The organism is Shimwellia pseudoproteus, assembly GCF_016415625.1.
Lineage (GTDB): Bacteria > Pseudomonadota > Gammaproteobacteria > Enterobacterales > Enterobacteriaceae > Shimwellia > Shimwellia pseudoproteus.
Map to the genome: position 1 here is coordinate 147,651 of NZ_WBXP01000002.1, position 18,766 is coordinate 166,416.

Annotated in this window: 18 protein-coding genes; 11 read left to right on the forward strand and 7 right to left on the reverse strand. The window is 55.0% G+C overall.

Features of this window, described 5'->3' with window-relative positions:
- Positions 1-7 precede the first annotated feature (7 nt).
- From F9C28_RS01920 to yebS, 4 genes are all read right to left on the reverse strand, one after another.
- Entirely contained in the window at positions 8-247 is a 240-nt protein-coding gene (locus F9C28_RS01920) for a YebV family protein (RefSeq protein WP_199013412.1), read from the reverse strand.
- Positions 248-358: 111 nt separating this feature from the next.
- Positions 359-1,804, reverse strand: a complete 1,446-nt coding sequence (rsmF, locus tag F9C28_RS01925) for a 16S rRNA (cytosine(1407)-C(5))-methyltransferase RsmF (protein WP_408641429.1) — start codon at positions 1,802-1,804, stop codon at positions 359-361.
- Between the two features lie 76 nt (positions 1,805-1,880).
- Entirely contained in the window at positions 1,881-4,511 is a 2,631-nt protein-coding gene (locus tag F9C28_RS01930) for a PqiB family protein (protein WP_199013414.1), read from the reverse strand.
- A complete protein-coding gene (yebS, locus tag F9C28_RS01935; RefSeq protein WP_199013415.1) occupies positions 4,480-5,763 on the reverse strand; it encodes a membrane integrity lipid transport subunit YebS in 1,284 nt (427 codons plus the stop codon). Before yebS ends, F9C28_RS01930 begins: the two co-directional genes overlap by 32 nt.
- Before the next feature lie 129 nt (positions 5,764-5,892).
- Here yebS and F9C28_RS01940 point away from each other — a divergent pair, with 129 nt between their 5' ends.
- From F9C28_RS01940 to htpX, 4 genes are all read left to right on the forward strand, one after another.
- Positions 5,893-6,390, forward strand: a complete 498-nt coding sequence (locus F9C28_RS01940) for a GAF domain-containing protein (protein ID WP_199013416.1) — start codon at positions 5,893-5,895, stop codon at positions 6,388-6,390.
- A gap of 96 nt (positions 6,391-6,486) precedes the next feature.
- The gene (proQ, locus tag F9C28_RS01945) at positions 6,487-7,179 is read left to right on the forward strand and encodes an RNA chaperone ProQ (protein WP_199013417.1); all 693 of its coding nucleotides are present in this window, start codon (positions 6,487-6,489) and stop codon (positions 7,177-7,179) included.
- 19 nt (positions 7,180-7,198) lie between these two features.
- On the forward strand, positions 7,199-9,250 hold the full coding sequence (prc, locus tag F9C28_RS01950; protein ID WP_199013418.1) for a carboxy terminal-processing peptidase: 2,052 nt from the start codon (positions 7,199-7,201) through the stop codon (positions 9,248-9,250).
- Positions 9,251-9,476: 226 nt separating this feature from the next.
- Complete coding sequence (htpX, locus tag F9C28_RS01955; protein WP_199013419.1) at positions 9,477-10,358, forward strand: protease HtpX; 882 nt, start codon at positions 9,477-9,479, stop codon at positions 10,356-10,358.
- Positions 10,359-10,419: 61 nt separating this feature from the next.
- Here the strand turns inward: htpX and F9C28_RS01960 are convergent, their stop codons facing one another.
- Complete coding sequence (locus tag F9C28_RS01960) at positions 10,420-11,796, reverse strand: MFS transporter (RefSeq protein ID WP_199013420.1); 1,377 nt, start codon at positions 11,794-11,796, stop codon at positions 10,420-10,422.
- A gap of 174 nt (positions 11,797-11,970) precedes the next feature.
- Here F9C28_RS01960 and kdgR point away from each other — a divergent pair, with 174 nt between their 5' ends.
- Entirely contained in the window at positions 11,971-12,762 is a 792-nt protein-coding gene (kdgR, locus tag F9C28_RS01965) for a DNA-binding transcriptional regulator KdgR (protein ID WP_199013421.1), read from the forward strand.
- Between the two features lie 71 nt (positions 12,763-12,833).
- On the opposite strand, the gene F9C28_RS01970 is transcribed toward kdgR, so the two are convergent.
- A complete protein-coding gene (locus tag F9C28_RS01970; RefSeq protein WP_199013422.1) occupies positions 12,834-13,073 on the reverse strand; it encodes a YobH family protein in 240 nt (79 codons plus the stop codon).
- A 167-nt stretch (positions 13,074-13,240) separates the two neighbouring features.
- Here F9C28_RS01970 and mgrB point away from each other — a divergent pair, with 167 nt between their 5' ends.
- The 6 genes from mgrB to rlmA all read left to right on the forward strand — a co-directional run bounded on the left by mgrB (position 13,241) and on the right by rlmA (position 18,095).
- On the forward strand, positions 13,241-13,384 hold the full coding sequence (mgrB, locus tag F9C28_RS01975; RefSeq protein ID WP_199013423.1) for a PhoP/PhoQ regulator MgrB: 144 nt from the start codon (positions 13,241-13,243) through the stop codon (positions 13,382-13,384).
- 146 nt (positions 13,385-13,530) lie between these two features.
- The gene (locus F9C28_RS01980) at positions 13,531-13,824 is read left to right on the forward strand and encodes a YebO family protein (RefSeq protein ID WP_199013424.1); all 294 of its coding nucleotides are present in this window, start codon (positions 13,531-13,533) and stop codon (positions 13,822-13,824) included.
- 974 nt (positions 13,825-14,798) lie between these two features.
- Positions 14,799-14,942 carry a DUF2627 domain-containing protein gene (locus F9C28_RS01985; RefSeq protein WP_002445069.1) on the forward strand — a complete coding sequence of 48 codons (144 nt, stop codon included), beginning with the start codon at positions 14,799-14,801 and terminating at the stop codon, positions 14,940-14,942.
- Positions 14,943-14,954: 12 nt separating this feature from the next.
- Positions 14,955-15,164, forward strand: a complete 210-nt coding sequence (gene cspE, locus F9C28_RS01990) for a transcription antiterminator/RNA stability regulator CspE (protein ID WP_001062678.1) — start codon at positions 14,955-14,957, stop codon at positions 15,162-15,164.
- Between the two features lie 291 nt (positions 15,165-15,455).
- Positions 15,456-17,204, forward strand: coding sequence for a peptidoglycan glycosyltransferase FtsI (ftsI, locus tag F9C28_RS01995; protein ID WP_199013425.1), 1,749 nt, complete (start codon positions 15,456-15,458; stop codon positions 17,202-17,204).
- A 60-nt stretch (positions 17,205-17,264) separates the two neighbouring features.
- Positions 17,265-18,095, forward strand: coding sequence for a 23S rRNA (guanine(745)-N(1))-methyltransferase (gene rlmA, locus F9C28_RS02000; protein ID WP_199013426.1), 831 nt, complete (start codon positions 17,265-17,267; stop codon positions 18,093-18,095).
- 95 nt (positions 18,096-18,190) lie between these two features.
- On the opposite strand, the gene mntP is transcribed toward rlmA, so the two are convergent.
- Positions 18,191-18,757 carry a manganese efflux pump MntP gene (gene mntP, locus F9C28_RS02005; RefSeq protein ID WP_199013427.1) on the reverse strand — a complete coding sequence of 189 codons (567 nt, stop codon included), beginning with the start codon at positions 18,755-18,757 and terminating at the stop codon, positions 18,191-18,193.
- Between the last annotated feature and the right edge of the window lie 9 nt (positions 18,758-18,766).

The window sequence follows — 18,766 nt, forward strand, 5'->3', positions numbered from 1 at the left end:
TAGCAAGTTATGCCAGGCGCATAACCCAGGCATCGGATTGACGATCGTAACGTTGGCGGTAGAGTACGGAGTGTTCGCCGTCCAGCACGGCGGGAATGCTTGTCTCATCATCCCATGCATCAAGCTGCATACACAGGTCCGGGTCTGACTTGCAGGGAATGCTTAACGTTCGCTCTCCGCTATGTTCCCCTTTTAATTCGGCATCATCGATTTCGAAGATGCCGATCCGCAGATTCGTTTTCACCATAAATGCTCTCCAGTGGGTATCTTGTGTGGTACGACCAGTAGGGCGCACAATGTTAAGCCTGGACGTAAAACACAAAACTGCCAACCTAAAAGCATTTATTTTTTGGGTGAATTAATGATCGGCGGCGAACAGTTTGCCATCGCGCACCAGCTCACGCGGGTAGCTGTTTTTCAGCCGGGAGCCCACTTTTTTAGCCAGCCCAATGGGTTGCTGCTGAAAAGTCACCACTACCTCGTCATGTTGCGGGGCGGTATCCGGGTAAATATCCCGGCCGCGGTACCACTCCTCCGCCTGTGCCGGGGTGAGCGCAAACGCATTGTCACCGTCGCCCCGGGCCAGGGCTATTACCGCTTCATGTTGCCAGCGGTAGCCTTTGTTGTGCTGTTCAGCCAGTTTGACCCCAATGCGTGAGAAACGCACCTTACCGAATAATGGCCCGGCTGCCTCGGGGAATAGCCACAGTTCTTTGTCCCGGCGCCACAGGCGGGCGTTGTCCCCCCAGGTCAAGCCGACCCTGGCTGCCTGTCCTGCCAGGTCACTGCTTTCCCTGGCGGATAACGGCGTAAACGGGAAGTTTCCGGCCTTAAAGCGCGGGGCGGGCAGCGGCGGTACGGCGGCAGTTTTGCGCAACCGGGCCACAAAGAACCCTTCGCAGTCATAAATCTGCGGGAAGACATGTAAAAAACCGTCCGGGGTCAGGGCATCGCTGGCCCCGGGGAACAGGCCGGTTAACGGCACAATCTCTACTGCGCCGGGGTATTGCGCCAGCAGCCAGTGGCAAATCTGCTGGTTTTCCTGCTGATTCAGGGTGCAGGTGGAGTACACCAGGGTGCCGCCGGGTTTCAGGGCATGGAAGGCGCTGTCGATCAGTTCCCGCTGGGTGTCGGCAATTTGCTGGTTACTTTCCGGGGACCAGTTGCGTAAGGCATCGGGATCTTTACGCACCACGCCCTCACCGGAGCAAGGGGCATCCAGCAGGATGGCGTCAAAGGTTTCCGGCAACGCGGCGCCAAATACCCGGCCATCAAAATGGGTCAGGGCCACGTTAGCAATACCACAGCGGCTGATATTGGCGTGCAGCACTTTCACCCGGCTGGCAGCGTATTCGTTGGCGAGGATCATTCCCCGGTTCTCCATCCGGGCCGCGAGCTGGGTGGTTTTTGACCCCGGGGCGGCGGCCATATCCATGATCCGTTCCGGCGCCGGGATGCCGTCAAACAAGGCGCTGACCGGCAGCATGGAGCTGGCTTCCTGGATGTAATACAGGCCGCTCAGGTGTTCCGCGTAGCTCCCCAGCGGCAGGCCGTTGTCATCATCCCCGGTGGTGACCCAAAAACCCTCCGGGCACCAGGGAATAGGGGCCAGTTGCCAGCCCAGCGGCGCCACCAGCGTGAGGAAGTCGGCCACACTGATCTTCAGGGTGTTGACCCGCAGGCTGCGCCGTAACGGGCGCTGGCAGGCAGCAATAAAACTCGCCATTGAGAGTGATTCCGGCATGGCATCACGGATAACGGCTAAAAAGGTATCGGGCAACCAGGCTGCTGAGGATATGGACACTGTGGGTTCCGCAACTGAAAAAGAGGGGGCGTAGTCTAGCATAAAAGCTCCCGGCAGCCACCGGGAGCCTGTCAGCTTAGCGGGGGATAGCCGTTCCCCATTTGCGCCATTCTGCCGGTTCACTTTCCAGTAACAGGAAATGTTTTCCCGGCTGGGCTTTTGGCGGCAGTGGGGTGGCCGGTGGGGTGGCAAAGGCTATCCCGCCGCGGATGAACTGGTTAAAGGTGCCGGTTTTCACCACGCCACCGGTGAGGCCGAAGTCCAGACTGTAGCCGGATGCCAGCCAGAATACCGAGCTGTCACGCACCAGGTCCTGGTAACGCTTGCTGATGCGCAACTGGACCATCACCCGGTCAGAGAGCGAGCCGAGGTACATGCCGGTCACGGTGCCCACTTCCATGCCGCGGAACAGCACCGGGGTGCCAATATTCAGCGAACCGGCATCCGGGACCTCCACCACAATGCTCAGGCCGTCCAGATAACGGGAGTCGGTAATCGTGGCTTCCTGCAGTTCGAAGTCGCGTTTCTCTGGCCCGGCCCCTGGCTCTACGTTGATATAGGGCTGAAGCAGGGTGTCGAGGTGTTCAACCCCGGAGGCAGAGATTTGCGGCGACACCACCGAGAAGCGGGTGCCCCGGCGGGCAAAGGTCGACACATATTCCGGGTACAGCACCACCTGGGCCTGCACTTCGTTACGGTCGGTAAGCAGTTTCAGTGACTCTACCTGGCCAATATCAATCCCCAGATAGCGGATAGGCATCCCGGCGGCCACTTTCCCGGCATCGAACATATGCAGGATCACGTGGCTGCCAACGGCCCGGGCCGAGGTTTCCGACGCGTACAGCATCCGTTTATCGCCCTGTCCCTGGTTACCGGCACCGGGCAGATTATCAAAGCTGATGGCGCCCTTAATGGCCCGGGCGAGCGGGGAAGCCTGGACCGTGAGGCCGCTACCGTTAAGCTGTACCCTGGCGCCGCCTTCGGCCCAGAAAACGCTGTCCCGGGTGAGCAGGTTGCGGTACTCCGGTTTAATGTGGATATCGATATCAAAGGCGTTGGCCCGGGGGCGAACGGCAATAATTTCACCCACCTGGAATTTGCGGTACAGCACCACCGAACCGGCCTGGACATCCGGCAGAGTCTTCGCCGTCAGGGTCAGAGTGCTGGTGGGCAGATCGCCGGTGTTGTTTTCCAGTGCGTTATCGAGGTTGCCATACAGCGGATAGCTGGCTTTAGGGTTGCCTTTGCTGCCCGGGAGCAGGCGAATGCCGCCATTGACCCATTCACTGGCGCTGGCCCCCTGGAATTCAACGCCATCGAGGCCCATTTTGACGTCGATACGGCTATTAACGATAAATTTGCTGTCCCCGTGTACTGTCTCCCGGTAGTGCGGGTCGATGGCAACACTGAATGTGACGCCATCACTGGTCAGGGTGCGATCCAGTACCTGGCCAATACGTACCCCGTGCAGCAGGATCGGCTGGCCACCGTCAATACCGAAGCTTTCCGGGGCGCTGAGTTTCAGGGTCAGCACGCCCGGCTCCTGGAGCGGGGTTTTGTCTGCCGCCACCACGGTAAAGTGGTCACGGGGGTTCCCTTCGCCGGGCACCAGTTCAAAGGTGGTGCCGGTCAGCAGGGCGCTGATCGAAGGATCGCTGAGGGAGATTTTCGGTTTACGCAGTTCAATCCGGGTGCCGTCCCGCATCAGGCTGACCACCGACGGGTCAACCGCCATCTGGCCGGTAACACCGCCGCCGTCATTCAGGCTCAGTTTGGTCAGGCTCCCCACTTGTAATCCCTGGTACATCAGCGGGGTTGAGTTTGCCGTTAGCCCTTCGCCAGAGGGGAGGTCAAGGCCTATCAGTACCCCGCGGCGGCTGTGGGCCAGATCTTCATACAGGTGGTATTCATCATTGGCTTTGGCCGGTGTTGACGTGTCTGGTGAGTCAAAGGCAATGGCGCCATTGACCAGAGCGGCAAGGCTTTCCAGCTGGATTTGGGCGCCGCTGAGGCTAATATTGCTCTTCACCCCGGAGACGTTCCAGAACCGGCTGTCCTTTTTAACCAGCCCGGCAAAGCGCCGCTCAATCAGTACATCAATCGTCACCCCCCGGGAGCTGGGGTTGATGGCGTAGTCATACACCCGGCCCACCGGGATTTTACGGAAATAGACTAACGAGCCTACATTCAGCGAGCCGAGATCCGGGGAATCCAGTTGCACCATCAAATCGCCGTTATTGAGTCGGTATTTGGGTTGGGTATCCAGCGCCGTAAAGTGTTTTTGTGGGGTGCCCTTGCCCGGCATCATGCCGATATAGTTGCCGCCCACCAGAGCATCAAGCCCGGAAACCCCCGCCAGGGAAGCCTTTGGGGTGACCAGCCAGAATTGCGTTTCACCACGCAGCGCGTCTTCCATATCGTTACTGATATTGGCGGTGACCTCGATAACATGGCGCGTTTGGTTAACCTTAACCCCCTGCACGGTGCCGACTTCCACCCCCTGATAACGTACCGGGGTACGGCCGGCGACAATACCGTCCGCAGAGGTAAAGTCGATGGTGACTGCGGTGCCGCGATCCTCATAGGTTGTCCAGGCCAGCCAGGCCGCCATCAATAGCGCGATGACTGGCAAGATCCAGAACGGGGAGATACGGCGCTTGGTTTTTACGTGTGCCTCAGTCGGTGAAGCGGGCATTTGCTGACTCATGTGCATCCCAAAGTAAGCGGCTATCCAGCCATTGCACGGCAAGAATAGTGAAAATCACTGCGGATCCGAACCAGAACGCAGCGGGTCCCATCGTAAACGCTAATAATTGATCGCGATTTATTAATGACATAGTAAGCGAAATCACAAACATATCCAGCATTGACCAGCGGCCAATCCAGGTAATGAAGCGCAATAACAATATTCGGGTCTTCAACCCCTGCTGGCAGCGGAAATGAATACTCAGCAGCAGGGTGACCAGCACCAGGATTTTAAAAAACGGCACCAGAATACTGGCCACGAAGACAATACCCGCCACCGCCATATTGCCCTGGGCCAGCGAAATAATACCGGACATGATGGTGTCCTCCTGGCGGGCGCCATTGACATACACCACCGAGATGGGCAGCAAATTCGCGGGGATTAAAAACACGATGGAACAAATCACCGCCGCCCAGGTTTTTTGCAGGCTGTTTCTACGCCGCGGCCGTAGCGGGCTATGGCAACGATGGCAGCGGCCCCGGGCGTCGGGCAGGCCGGTAAACTGGCAGCCGATACAAACCCGCAGCATACTGGTGTTGTAGCGGGCGCTGGGCTGCGGATAAAAACGCTGCCACAACTCTTCGGTATTCAGATGGATCAAGGTCATGATGCTGAGCAATGTCAGGGAGACAAACGCAAACAGGCCGGTACCGGGCTGAATATAGGCATAGTCCTGTACTTTAATCGATGCCACGACAATACCTATCATATAGATGTCCAGCATCACCCACTCTTTCAGGCGATCGAGCATCAGCAGAACCGGGCGTAAATTCATACCGAGGATGTTCCCGAACCACAGATAGCCAATGGCCACTACCAGGGTTATCGGCGCACCAACGGAACAAAACAGCACCATGGCGGCGGGGATGACATTCCCCTGGCGGGCCATCTGCCAGATGCCCTGGAACAGGGTCGCGTCGCTGTGGGCCCCCAACAGCCAGACCCGCAGCAGCGGCTCGCTCCAGGCGAAGGGCATCAGCAGTAGCATGGTCAGTGCCATAGCCGCCTGACGGCTCAGGGACCAGTCTCTGCCATTGTGTACTTTGGCATGGCAGCGCGGGCACCAGGCATCCTGGGTACACTTCACCACGGGTAACAGGTAGAGTGCATCACAGGATGGGCAGCGCTGATAACGTGGCTGGGGAAGGGCCATGCCAATTTTTTCCAGCCTGAGCGGTTTTCCGCCAGTAAGCGATGTTGGTTTCAATGCCATAACGTCACGGGATCCGCATCAATTGTAACTGAATAGTATCTCATTCTTGATTAGTCTTGAGCATACCTGCAAAAATTGCTTATTTTAATAGGCTTGCAGTTTCGGTAAGACAACAGAAGTGAACAATAAATGAGCAAAAATGAATTTTATATCGATTTGAATCGCGATTTCGGTGCGTTAATGGCAGGTGAAACGAGTTTTCTGGCGGTGCTGGCAAATACCAGCGCGCTGTTATTTGAACGCCTTGATGGCGTAAACTGGGCCGGTTTCTATTTGCAGGAAGGCGAGACCCTGGTACTTGGCCCCTTCCAGGGGAAAATTGCCTGTGTGCGGATCCCGGTTGGCCGTGGCGTATGCGGTACTGCGGTAGCCAGCGGCGAGACCCAGCGCGTTGATGATGTTCACGCCTTTGATGGTCATATCGCGTGCGATGCGGCCAGCAATGCCGAAATCGTCTTTCCGCTGCGGGTTAATCAGCGTGTCATCGGGGTGCTGGATATTGACAGCACGGAGACAGGCCGCTTTGATGAAGAAGATGAAAAGGGCCTGTCTGAACTGGTATTACAGCTGGAAAATGTGCTTGCCCAGAGCGATTTTAAAAAATTCTTTGCGTCTGACGCAGGATAAACAACGGATAACGTAGCATTTGCCGATGGCGTCATTATAATGGCGCCTGTTCATGCTTGCTGCTTGTTGGCAACCCCGTTGTAATCAGGAAATTTCATGGAAAATCAACCTAAGTTGAATAGCAGTAAAGAAGTTATCGCCTTTCTGGCAGAACGTTTCCCTCAGTGCTTTAGCGCAGAAGGCGAAGCTCGCCCCCTGAAAATCGGCATTTTTCAGGATTTAGTTGCTCGCGTTGAGGGGGAACTGAGCCTCAGTAAAACCCAGTTACGTTCTGCTTTGCGTCTTTATACCTCCAGCTGGCGCTATCTGTACGGCGTGAAAGCCGGTGCAACCCGTGTCGATCTGGATGGCAACCCGTGCGGTGTGCTGGATGAGCAACACGTTGAACACGCGCGTAAGCAGCTGGAAGAAGCGAAAGCCCGGGTTCAGGCCCAGCGCGCTGAGCAGCAGGCGAAGAAACGTGAAGCCGCCGCCCAGAATGGTGGCGCTGAAGAGGCTCCCCGTCGCGAGCGCAAACCGCGTCCTGCGGCACCGCGTCGCAAAGAGGGCGGTGAATCTCGCCAGCCACGTGCCGCTAAGCCCGCCGCGAAAGCAGCACGTCCTGCCCGCGAAGAGCGCCATACCCCTGTGACTGATACTTCCGTACTGACCGTTGGTCAGGCGCTGAAAGTGAAAGCAGGGAATAACGCGATGGATGCAACCGTGCAGGAAGTTACCAAAGATGGCGTCCGTGTACAGCTGGCTTCTGGTATGTCGATGATTGTACGCGCAGAACATCTGGTGTTCTGAAACGGAGGTCAACCAGGGCATGAACAAACTTGTTAAGCTGACCGCTATCGCCAGCCTTTTATCGCTGGCCGGTAGCGCGTTGGCTGTTGAAAATAATATTACCAGCGCTGACCAGCTCCCTATCCTTAAAGAAGAGCCGCAACACGCTACGGTAAGTGAGCGCGTAACCTCCCGGTTTACCCGTTCTCACTATCGCCAGTTCGATCTCGATCAGACATTTTCAGCCAAAATCTTTGATCGCTATCTTAACCTGCTGGATTACAGCCATAACGTGCTGTTAGCCAGCGATATCGCCCAGTTTGCCGCCCAGAAAGGCACCCTTGGGGACGAATTCCGCTCGGGGAAACTGGATGTCTTCTATAACCTCTATAATCTGGCGCAAAAACGCCGGTTTGAGCGTTATCAGTATGCCCTGAAAGTGCTGGAAAGGCCGATGACCTTCACCGGCAATGACACCTTTAATCTGGATCGCAGTAAGGCGCCGTGGCCTACCAGCGATGCAGAATTAAACCAGCTGTGGGACAGCAAAGTTAAATATGACGAGCTCAGCCTGAAGCTGACCGGCAAGACGGATGCGGAAATCCGTGAAACGCTGACCAAGCGCTATAAATTTGCCATTCGCCGTTTAGCCCAGACCAACAGTGAAGATGTCTTCTCGCTGGCGATGACGGCCTTCGCCCACGAAATAGATCCCCATACCAATTACCTCTCTCCGCGTAACACCGAGCAGTTTAATACTGAAATGAGCCTGTCTCTGGAAGGTATCGGTGCGGTGCTGCAGATGGATGACGACTATACGCTGATCAACTCCCTGGTGGCCGGTGGCCCCGCGGCGAAAAGCAAGGCTATTAGCGTGGGCGATCGGATTATCGGCGTCGGCCAGCCGGGCCAGCAGATGCAGGATGTGATTGGCTGGCGTCTGGATGATGTGGTGGCGCTTATCAAAGGGCCGAAGGGCAGTAAAGTACGCCTTGAAGTACAGCCCGCCAGTAAGGGCAGTAAATCCCGGATTGTCACGCTGACCCGTGAACGCATTCGTCTGGAAGATCGGGCAGTGAAAATGTCCGTGAAGACCATCGGCAAAGAAAAAGTCGGTGTGCTGGATATTCCGGGCTTCTATGTGGGGCTGACGGACGATGTCAAAGTGCAACTGCAAAAACTGGAGAAGCAAAATGTCTCCAGCGTGGTTATCGATCTGCGGACTAACGGCGGCGGCGCGCTGACCGAAGCGGTATCACTGTCCGGGTTGTTTATCCCCAGTGGTCCGGTGGTCCAGGTACGCGACAACAACGGGAAAGTCCGTGAAGACAGCGATACCGACGGTGTGGTCTATTATAAGGGCCCGCTGGTGGTGCTGGTTGACCGTTTCAGTGCCTCCGCATCGGAAATTTTTGCTGCCGCAATGCAGGATTATGGCCGCGCGCTGATCGTCGGTGAACCGACCTTCGGGAAAGGCACGGTGCAGCAGTATCGCTCCCTGAACCGCATCTACGACCAGATGCTGCGCCCGGAATGGCCTGCGCTGGGCTCAGTGCAGTACACCATTCAGAAGTTCTACCGTATTAACGGCGGCAGCACGCAGCGTAAAGGGGTTACCCCGGATCTGATGATGCCTACCGGTAATGAAGTAACGGAGACCGGTGAGAAATTTGAAGATAATGCGCTGCCCTGGGACAGTATCAATGCGGCAACCTATACCGTATCGGGTGATCTGAAACCGTTCGACGCTGAATTGCTGAAATTGCACCAGGCGCGGATTGCTAAAGATCCTGAGTTCCAGTACATCATGCAGGATATTGCCAAGTTTGATGCGATGAAAGATCGGCGCAATATCGTCTCGCTCAACTATGCCCAGCGTGAGAAAGAGAACCAGGAAGATGACGCCACCCGTTTAGCCCGGATTAACGATCGCTATAAACGGGCCGGGAAGCCACCGCTGAAGAAACTGGATGATCTGCCGAAAGATTACCAGGAGCCAGATCCGTATCTGGATGAGACGGTGCACATCGCCCTTGATCTTGCTCATATGGAGAAGGGCCAGCCGGCAGTTTCCCCGACACCGGTTAAATAACGTAACCTGGCTATATAAAGTCACTGGTTAAATAAAGTAACAATGGGCACAAGAAATTGTGCCCGTTTTTTTTACCTGCCTTGATATCCCGTCAGCCAAATACTACAAAATGTAAAGTTGTGTCTTTTTAGATACCTGGCGTGTCCGGCCCCTTGAAAAAGCCGCCCGTCACTCTAGGATGTGTGGCGTACGACATAAATTGTTAAACCGAGGTAAAAAGAAAATTATGATGCGAATCGGGCTTTTCCTGCTGACCAACCTTGCGGTGATGGTCGTTTTCGGGCTGGTGCTAAGCCTGACAGGTATTCAGTCGAGCAGTGTTCAGGGGCTGCTGATTATGGCCCTGTTATTTGGTTTTGGTGGTTCAGTGGTGTCCCTGCTGATGTCCAAATGGATGGCGCTGAAATCCGTGGGAGGGGAAGTTATCGAACAGCCCCGTAACGCCACGGAAAACTGGCTGATGGAGACAGTGGCGCGTCAGTCCCGCCAGGCCGGGATCGCCATGCCGCAGGTCGCGATTTATCACGCACCGGATATTAATGCCTTTGCGACCGGCGCACGCCGTGATGCCTCGCTGGTGGCGGTGAGTACCGGGCTGTTACAGAACATGAGCCAGGATGAGGCTGAGGCGGTGATCGCCCACGAAATCAGCCACATCGCCAACGGTGATATGGTGACCATGACCCTGATCCAGGGGGTGGTGAACACCTTCGTTATCTTTATTTCCCGTATTATTGCCCAGCTTGCCGCTGGTTTTCTGTCCGGTAATCGCGATGAAGGGGAAGAGAGCAACGGTAACCCGCTGATCTACTTTGCAGTGGCGACGGTGCTGGAGCTGGTATTTGGTATCCTGGCGAGCATTATCACCATGTGGTTCTCCCGCCATCGCGAATTTTATGCCGATGCCGGGTCCGCCAAACTGGTCGGGCGTGAAAAGATGATTGCCGCCCTGCAGCGCCTGAAAACCAGCTATGAGCCCCAGGAGGCCAGCAGCATGATGGCGTTTTGCATTAATGGTAAGTCCAAGTCCCTGAGTGAGTTATTTATGACCCACCCGCCGCTGGACAAACGCATTGAAGCACTGCGCAGTGGTCAGTATCTGAAATAGTGGCTCACCTGCGCTGTGAAGCCCCCGGCCCCGGGGGCTTTTTTATGGGCGGTATGGCCGTTTATTTGCTCACCACCGGGCGGGTCGCGGTCCTTAACCCGCTGACAATCACCGCCGCCACGGCAAACCCTCCCGCCAGCAACAGGCAATAATGGCTGCCCCGGGTGGTGAACAGGTTAAATAACAACGCCACCAGCGCTGCCCCTGAACTCTGGCCGAGCAGACGGGCAGTGCCCAGCATTCCGCTGGCGCCACCGCTGCGATTGCGCGGGGCGCTGGACACAATGGTGTGGTTGTTCGGTGACTGGAACAGGCCGAATCCGGCACCGCACAGCGCCATCCGCCAGATAATATCGGTGTCTGTGGGGGCGGCGGGTAGCAGCGCCAGGGCGAACAGCCCCGTTGCCATGATGGCCATCCCCGCGGACCCCAGCAGGCCGCCGTGGATCCGGCCAATCAGCATTCCGGCTACCGGGGCCATGACCATCGTCGCCAGCGGCCACGGGGTTAATAGCAGACCGGTGGCCACCTCACTGCGCCCCAGCGCCTCCTGCAAATAGAACGGCAGCGCCACCAGGGCCAGCATTTGCGCCGTGAACGAGCAAATAGAGGTACACATCGAGAGCGCAAAAATCGGAATGCGCAGTAAGTCTACCGGCAGTAACGGCACCGGCATTTTGAGCTGGCGGCGCACAAACAGCGTGCCGATGATCGCCAGGGCAATCAGCTCCGCCCCCACCACCGTGATGGACTGCCCCTGGGCAAAGCTGCTGAGCGCCGTGACCAGCAGCCCAAAGGTCAGGGCGTTCATGATTGCGCTGGGAACATCAAAGCGTGGTTTTATCCCGTTATTGGGGTTATCTGGCAGATATTTTATTGCCAGCAGGAGCGCCAGGATCCCCACCGGGATATTAATTAAAAACAGCCATTTCCAGGAGGCGACCGACAATATTCCGGCGGCAAGGGTTGGCCCCGCGGCGGAGGAGACCGCCACCACAAAGGAGTTGATACCGATCCCTTTACCGAGATGGCGCTGGGGGTAGATCAACCGGATCAGGGCCGTGTTGACACTCATCAGCGCCGCGCCCCCCAACCCCTGGAGCACGCGGGCCACGGTCAGCATCTCCAGAGAGGTAGAAAGCGCGCAGAACAGAGAGGTACAGGTGAATAGCACCAGGCCATATTGATACACCCGCCGGTAGCCAATCATGTCACCGATAAACGAGAGTGACAGTAGCGACGTGACAATAGCAATTTGATAGGCATTAACGATCCAGATGGAGCGTGCGGCGCTGGCCTGAAGATCGACCGCGATAGTCGGCAGCGCCACGTTGGCGATGGCGCCATCGAGAACCGATATCGTCAGGCCGAGGATCACTGTCAGTATGGCGAAATAGCGCTGGGGAACAGGGAGCCCGTCGGGACATTCTCGAGTCATGGTGGGTGTTGGTTTCACAGTTACATTTACCTGGTAATATTTTATTTCGTTCCAGTCCGCCAGATGTCGCAGAATTGTAACGAAAATAAAGAGACTGATTGCGAATAACGCAGTTTGCCATTTATACTAAAAACCAGTTCTGATTTTTATAAAACAATGCGATTGAGGTGATAAATGGCTGTCGCGGATTTGGATAAACAACCGGATTCGGTTTCGTCTGTCCTGAAGGTATTTGGCATCCTGCAGGCACTCGGGGATGAACGCGAAATCGGTATCACCGAATTATCACAACGCGTAATGATGTCTAAGAGTACAGTGTACCGCTTTCTTCAGACAATGAAATCATTAGGTTATGTGGCCCAGGAAGGGGAATCAGAAAAATATTCTCTGACGCTCAAACTGTTTGAGCTTGGGGCGAGGGCGCTGCAAAACGTTGATTTAATTCGTAGTGCCGATATTCAAATGCGTGAAATCTCCCGCCAGACCAGGGAAACCATCCATCTGGGGGCGCTGGATGAAGACAGTATCGTCTACATCCATAAAATTGACTCTATGTACAACCTGCGAATGTACTCCCGTATCGGGCGTCGTAACCCGCTGCACAGCACGGCCATTGGTAAAGTGCTGCTGGCGTGGCGCGATCCGGAAGAGGCGAAAGAGATTATCTCCCATATCGATTTTACCTGCAGTACGCCGCGCACCATAAAAAATGGCGTGGAGCTGGAAGGCGTACTGGAACAGGTGCGTCAACAAGGGTATGGCGAAGATAATGAAGAGCAGGAAGAAGGTCTGCGCTGTATTGCGGTGCCGGTATTCGATCGCTTCGGCGTGGTGATTGCCGGGCTGAGTATCTCTTTCCCGACCCTGCGCTTCTCTGAAGAACATCTCGATGAGTATGTGGCCATGCTGCACAGCGCAGCGCGCGCCATTTCAGCGCAAATGGGTTACCACGACTATCCGTTCTGAGGCTGTATTCCGGTGGTCTGAATAGCGTCTAAAAAAACGCCGCACGACAGTGCGGCGTTTTTGTGTCAACATTAGCCCTTATCAATAACGTCGCCGGTTTTGCGCAACAGCGGGCAATCCGTCAAACCGATGATACCGCTTTGCGTGTGCAAATATTGCACACTCATGGTGTCCCTGGCTGTCATATACTTACACTGCAGGCCAAAACCGGCGGCGTTTTGGGTACTGCCAATCAATACACCGTAGCCACTCAGTAACAACCCTACCCACAGCAGGGCGATGAGCATAGCAAGCCGAATGATAATTCGCATAGTAACTCCCTGATTATTCCTATTCTTCTCCAGGCAGTGTGACGATAATGTTAATTCCCGACAATGCGATGAGTCCTGGAATCGGCCAACTTCCTAAACAGTAACGCTTGGTTTAACTGGCTGGTGCTAGGCTTCGGCGCATCCAGATGAATACGATGGAGTAAAGAGTGAGAAGGTTCTGGTGGGTAATTGTGCTGGTGGTAGTCGTGGTGTGCTTGTTGCTCTGGATGCAAACGCTAAATCTCTTCTGTGACCAGGACGTGCAGTTTTATAGTGGTGTCTGCTGGCTTAATCAGTTTATCCCCTGGTAACCCCGCGTGTTGCGCACACTGCTGGTGAATCACGGCTGTGCTATTTTTAACCGTATCGTAAATGCAGATGCTTTTCAGAGAAAATCCCACGGGTATTTTCACCAGGGCTGGTGGTAGAATAGGGCCAGTTTTTCAAGGTGGTTATTATGAACGACGTTACTCCTGGTCTTATTAGTTTATCAGCGTTAATTATTCCATTTATTGTTCTAATTGTTGGGTTAATCGCCTGGTTCTTTGTTAACCGTATTAGTGTTCGTGCTAATACCCAGATTGCGCTGCTGGAAGCGCTGCTGGATCAACAAAAGCGCCAGACTGCTTTATTACGCCGTCTTTGTGAGGCAAATGCACCACAGGAAGAAAAATCACACGCACCTCAGGCGGCACAAGCGCCGGATGACGAGGAAGATTCAAGCCTGGTTCGGTTGGTTGCTGAGCGCTAAGCGGCGACTGAGGTTGTTAGATGATAGTGCGGTATAACCCCTGGTCTGGACAACGAACGTGGTTGCCACAAACGTCGTCTTCTTGTCCGGCAGGTATGGCATATCCGCCGGGGGAGATAACGCGCTGCTGGCGACAACAGCGCCGGGCCTGCAGTTTACCTGCACTTATATACGGTGTGCCCCCGGCGGTTTACCCGCGCAGGGGGCCGCCTGTCTGCATTAATCGTGGTTATATCGCTGACTCCCCCCTGGCCCGGTGTCGCGTTTTATCGCTCTCCCGTGCTCCCTTACGCGCCGATATGTTGCATTCAGTGGCACTTTCCGCCGCCCAGGACCAGACCATGCGGCGGACGATGCACTGGATATACCGGCAAGTCACCCGGCGGATGCGGTGCGGTAGCCCAGGAGGTTAGCAGAATATTTTATTACACCCCGGACAGGCCAATTTATCCCTTGTTATCGCAATAGGGATATTTAAGCTATCTGTGCCTATTTATATAAGTTGCTGAGGTATCAAGTTATCGCATAGTACATTTGACTGATGATGCGTTACTGTTATTAAAGATTAGTTAATAGTAGTCATGAATTTTTCTGATTAATCTTTCTTACCCATCCATCGGAATAATGTCGAAGGATTGGCATGATTTAATTTGCGCAACATGCTTAGCACTTTTCCTCATATCTACAGACAGATACCGGGTTGGCTATATTCTATTCAAATAAAATTTATCGCTGCGCTGGACTGACAGTGAATTTTGGGCTACTTTAAAAAAGTTCTCTGATTTCCGTATGTTAGAAGGTGACTTATAACATTTTGATTGATCACGGAATCACAGAAAACTGTATCAGATTACAGCTATCGGTATCGGTATGTTATAATCTGTGCGACAGATCGAATCACACTTAAAAATGGCTTGCCATTATTTTAATTGTATGTGATAACACATTGGGTTAAACGAGGTACAGTTCTGTCTATGTGTGGCATTTTCAGTAAAGAAGTTCAGAGTAAACACGTTGTCGTTGAATACCGCTTCTCTGCCGAACCTTATATTAGTGCCTCAAGCAGTAATGTCTCTGTTTTATCTAAGTTATGCCTGCGGGCAAAGAATACACTCTAAGGAATTTTCAAGATGGCAAAGATCAAAGGTCAAGTTAAGTGGTTCAACGAATCTAAAGGTTTTGGTTTCATTACTCCGGCTGACGGCAGCAAAGACGTGTTCGTACACTTCTCCGCTATCCAGGGTAACGGCTTCAAAACTCTGGCTGAAGGCCAGAACGTTGAATTCGAAATCCAGGACGGCCAGAAAGGTCCGGCTGCTGTTAACGTAACAGCTATCTGATTTCGATCAGCGCCTGGTGCTGCCATCGCGCACACCTTCGGCACATAAAAGCCTCGCCAACGTGCGGGGCTTTTTAATGGCTGCGATCCCCCTTTTCGGGCCTGAAATAACCCTGTGATTACAGGGCGATGCTGCGTTTTTATTCGCCTTATTTCAAAGTGCAACAAAAACCCCCGTTATGACGTCTCTTGTTGCAATCACGGGAAAGTATTAGCACTGTTCCCGCTCCTTCCTGAGCCGCCATCGGGTTTAATCACCGCAATCAATCATTCAGCGGGTATATGAGATATTGTGAACAGGAAAAAAGGGGAACCGGCGCAGAATAACTTTGTCCAGTGGCGCTTTGGTCTGCTGTGCGTGGCTATCTCTCTCAGTCTGGCGTTTCTGCTGGGACGAGTAGGGTGGCTGCAGGTTGTTCATCCGGACCGGCTGGTCAAAGAAGAGGATATGCGCTCGCTGCGCGACCTGCCGATCGATGTTCCCCGGGGGATGATTGAGGATCGCAATGGTGAACCGCTGGCGGTGAGTGTGCCGGTGGACGCGATTTGGGTGGACCCCAAAATCCTGCGCGAAAAGGGCGGTATATCGATTACCCCACGCTGGCAGGCTCTGGCCAATATACTGCATATGCCCCTTGACGATATTATGAATAAAGTGGCCCGTAACCAGAATGGCCGCTTTATCTACCTTGCCCGTCAGCTGGATCCTGAAAGTGCTGAATATATCGAGCGCCTGAACCTGCCTGGGGTTAATCTTAATAAAGAATCCCGGCGGTTTTATCCGGCGGGACGGGTTGCCGCCAATCTGATTGGTTTCACCAATATTGATGACCAGGGGATTGAGGGGATTGAAAAGAGCTTTAATGCCCAGTTGACCGGTAAACCCGGTGAGCGTGAAGTGCGCCGGGATCGCTTCGGGCGGGTGATTGAAAATATCACCGAGCAACCGGCTAATCCGGCCCACAACATAATGCTCAGTATTGATAAGCGGCTACAGACGGTGACTGAGGATGCCCTGAGTAATGCGGTGAGCTGGAATAAAGCCGAGTCCGGGGCGGCGGTATTGCTGGATGTGAATACCGGTGAAGTGCTGGCGATGGCCAGTTACCCCACGTATAACCCGAATAACCGCGCCGGGGCGCAGCTGAATGATTTCCGCAACCGCGCCATCAGCGATACTTTTGAGCCCGGCTCGACGGTAAAACCAATGGTTATCATGACCGCGCTCAAACAGGGCATTGTCAGGCCGGATGCGGTGCTGGATACCCGTCCCTATTTGATTGACGGCCATCAAATTCACGATGTGGGCTATTACCCGGAGCTGACCCTCACCGGGATCCTGCAAAAATCCAGTGATACCGGCGTGTCGCGCCTCTCCCTGGCGATGCCGATACAGGAGCTTATCAATACCTATCAGGGCTTTGGCTTTGGCGTGCGCACCGATACCGGGCTTACCGGGGAAAGTAGCGGCCAGCTGCCGCACCGCCAATACTGGAGTGAGCTGGATCGGGCCACCTTTTCCTTCGGCTATGGGCTAATGGTCACCCCGCTGCAACTGGCCCATGTCTATGCCACTATCGGCAGTTTTGGTATTGCCCGTCCGCTGTCGATAACCCGGGTGGATCCGCCGGTTGAAGGGAAGCGCGTCATGTCTGAAGACATTGTCCACGAAGTGGAACATATGATGGAGAGCGTGGCGTTACCGGGCGGCGGGGGAACCCGGGCGGCAGTGAAAAACTACCGCGTCGCGGTGAAAACCGGGACTGCGAAGAAGATTGGCGATGATGGCCATTATGTGGATAAATACATCGCCTACACCGCCGGTGTGGCGCCCGCCAGCCGTCCGCGTTTTGCCCTGGCGGTGGTGATTAACGACCCGGAAAATGGCAAATACTATGGCGGGGCCGTTTCTGCCCCGGTGTTCAGCCAGATTATGGGTGACGTGCTGCGGCTGGAAAATGTCCAGCCGGATGGGCTGGCTGCCGGCGCCGACAACCTGGTGGTGCTGCATAATAGCGATCCGGCGCACCCGATGTTGTAAGCCGTTTCGTCTGCGGGCAATTGGCGGTACACTGGCGGCTTTTCTGCATTCGGAGTTGTCATGTCTTATCTTTGCCCGCTATGCCACGGCCCGCTTCAGGCTGTGGCGCACCATTATGCCTGCCCGACCGGGCACCAGTTTGACCGGGCAAAAGAAGGCTACGTCAACCTGTTGCCGGTACAGCATAAACGCTCAAAAGATCCCGGCGACAGCCCCGAGATGATGGCCGCCCGGCGTGCATTTCTTGATGCCGGTTACTATCAGCCGCTGCGCGATCGGGTGGTTAATACGCTGGCGGCGGCACTGGCGTCCCTGCCCGGAGATGTGCTGGATATTGGCTGTGGGGAAGGGTACTACACCCATCAGTTTGCCCCGCTTGCGGCCCGGCACGGCGCGGAGTGCTACGGGCTGGATGTCTCAAAAACGGCGATCCGCTACGCGGCGAAACGTTACCGGGACAGCCAGTTCTGTGTCGCCTCCAGCCACCGTCTGCCGTTTGCCGATGGCGCCTTTGCGGCGGTGGTCCGCATCTATGCCCCCTGTAAAGCCCCGGAGCTGTCCCGGGTGCTGGTGCCGGGTGGGGTGGTGATTACTGTCACGCCTGGCCCACGTCATCTGGTGCAATTTAAAGGGCTGATTTACCCCCAGGTGAAGCTGCATGATGCTCAGCCTGAAGTGCTGGAGGGATTCACCCTGGCCGGGGAGCAGGCGCTGAGCTACCCAATGACGTTACCCGGTAACCAGGCAGTCGCCCTGTTGCAGATGACCCCGTTTGCCTGGCGGGCACAGCCGGAGGTATGGCAACAGCTGGCGGCGGAGCGCGCGTTTGATTGTGAAGCGGATTTTATTATTCGGCTCTGGAGAAGGGACAATCAGGCATCCGGCGAATAAGGCCGTTTTTCAACTGCGGTGGCGATGAATAGCGGTTCGCCACCGCAGAGGGATCTCTTGAGGACGGGGACGTCAGTGATTAACCGTCTCTGTGATTAACCGTAGTAATGGCCGTAGAGAATTTCGCAGCCGATGGCGATTAGCACCAGGCCACCGAGGATCTCCGCCCGTTTACCAAGCAGCGGGCCAATAAAGCGGCCGATCATCATCCCCAGTGTGGTCATGGTAAAGGTTGCGCAGCCGATAGCCAGCGCGGTAAACCAGATATTGACGTTCAGGAACGCCAGACCAACCCCGACAGCCATGGCATCAAGGCTGGTCGCAATTGCGGTGGTGGCCAGCAGCCAGAACCCGTGGCGCTGGGCTGGGGGCGCATCGTCGTCGGTATGGCCTCTTACCCCTTCAACCAGCATTCTCGCCCCGAGGAAGACCAGCAGTCCAAAGGCTATCCAGTGGTTCCACTCCATCACCAGCTTACTGGCCAGCATACCCATAACCCAGCCTACCAGTGGCGTAATGGCTTCGATACAGCCAAAAATCAGCCCGGTGCGTAATGCTTCGGAGAATTTAGGTTTGTGGAGGGCGGCCCCTTTACTGATGGAGACGGCAAATGCGTCCATCGACATACCGAGGGCCAGAAGAATAGTTGCGGATACGTTCATCGATAATAC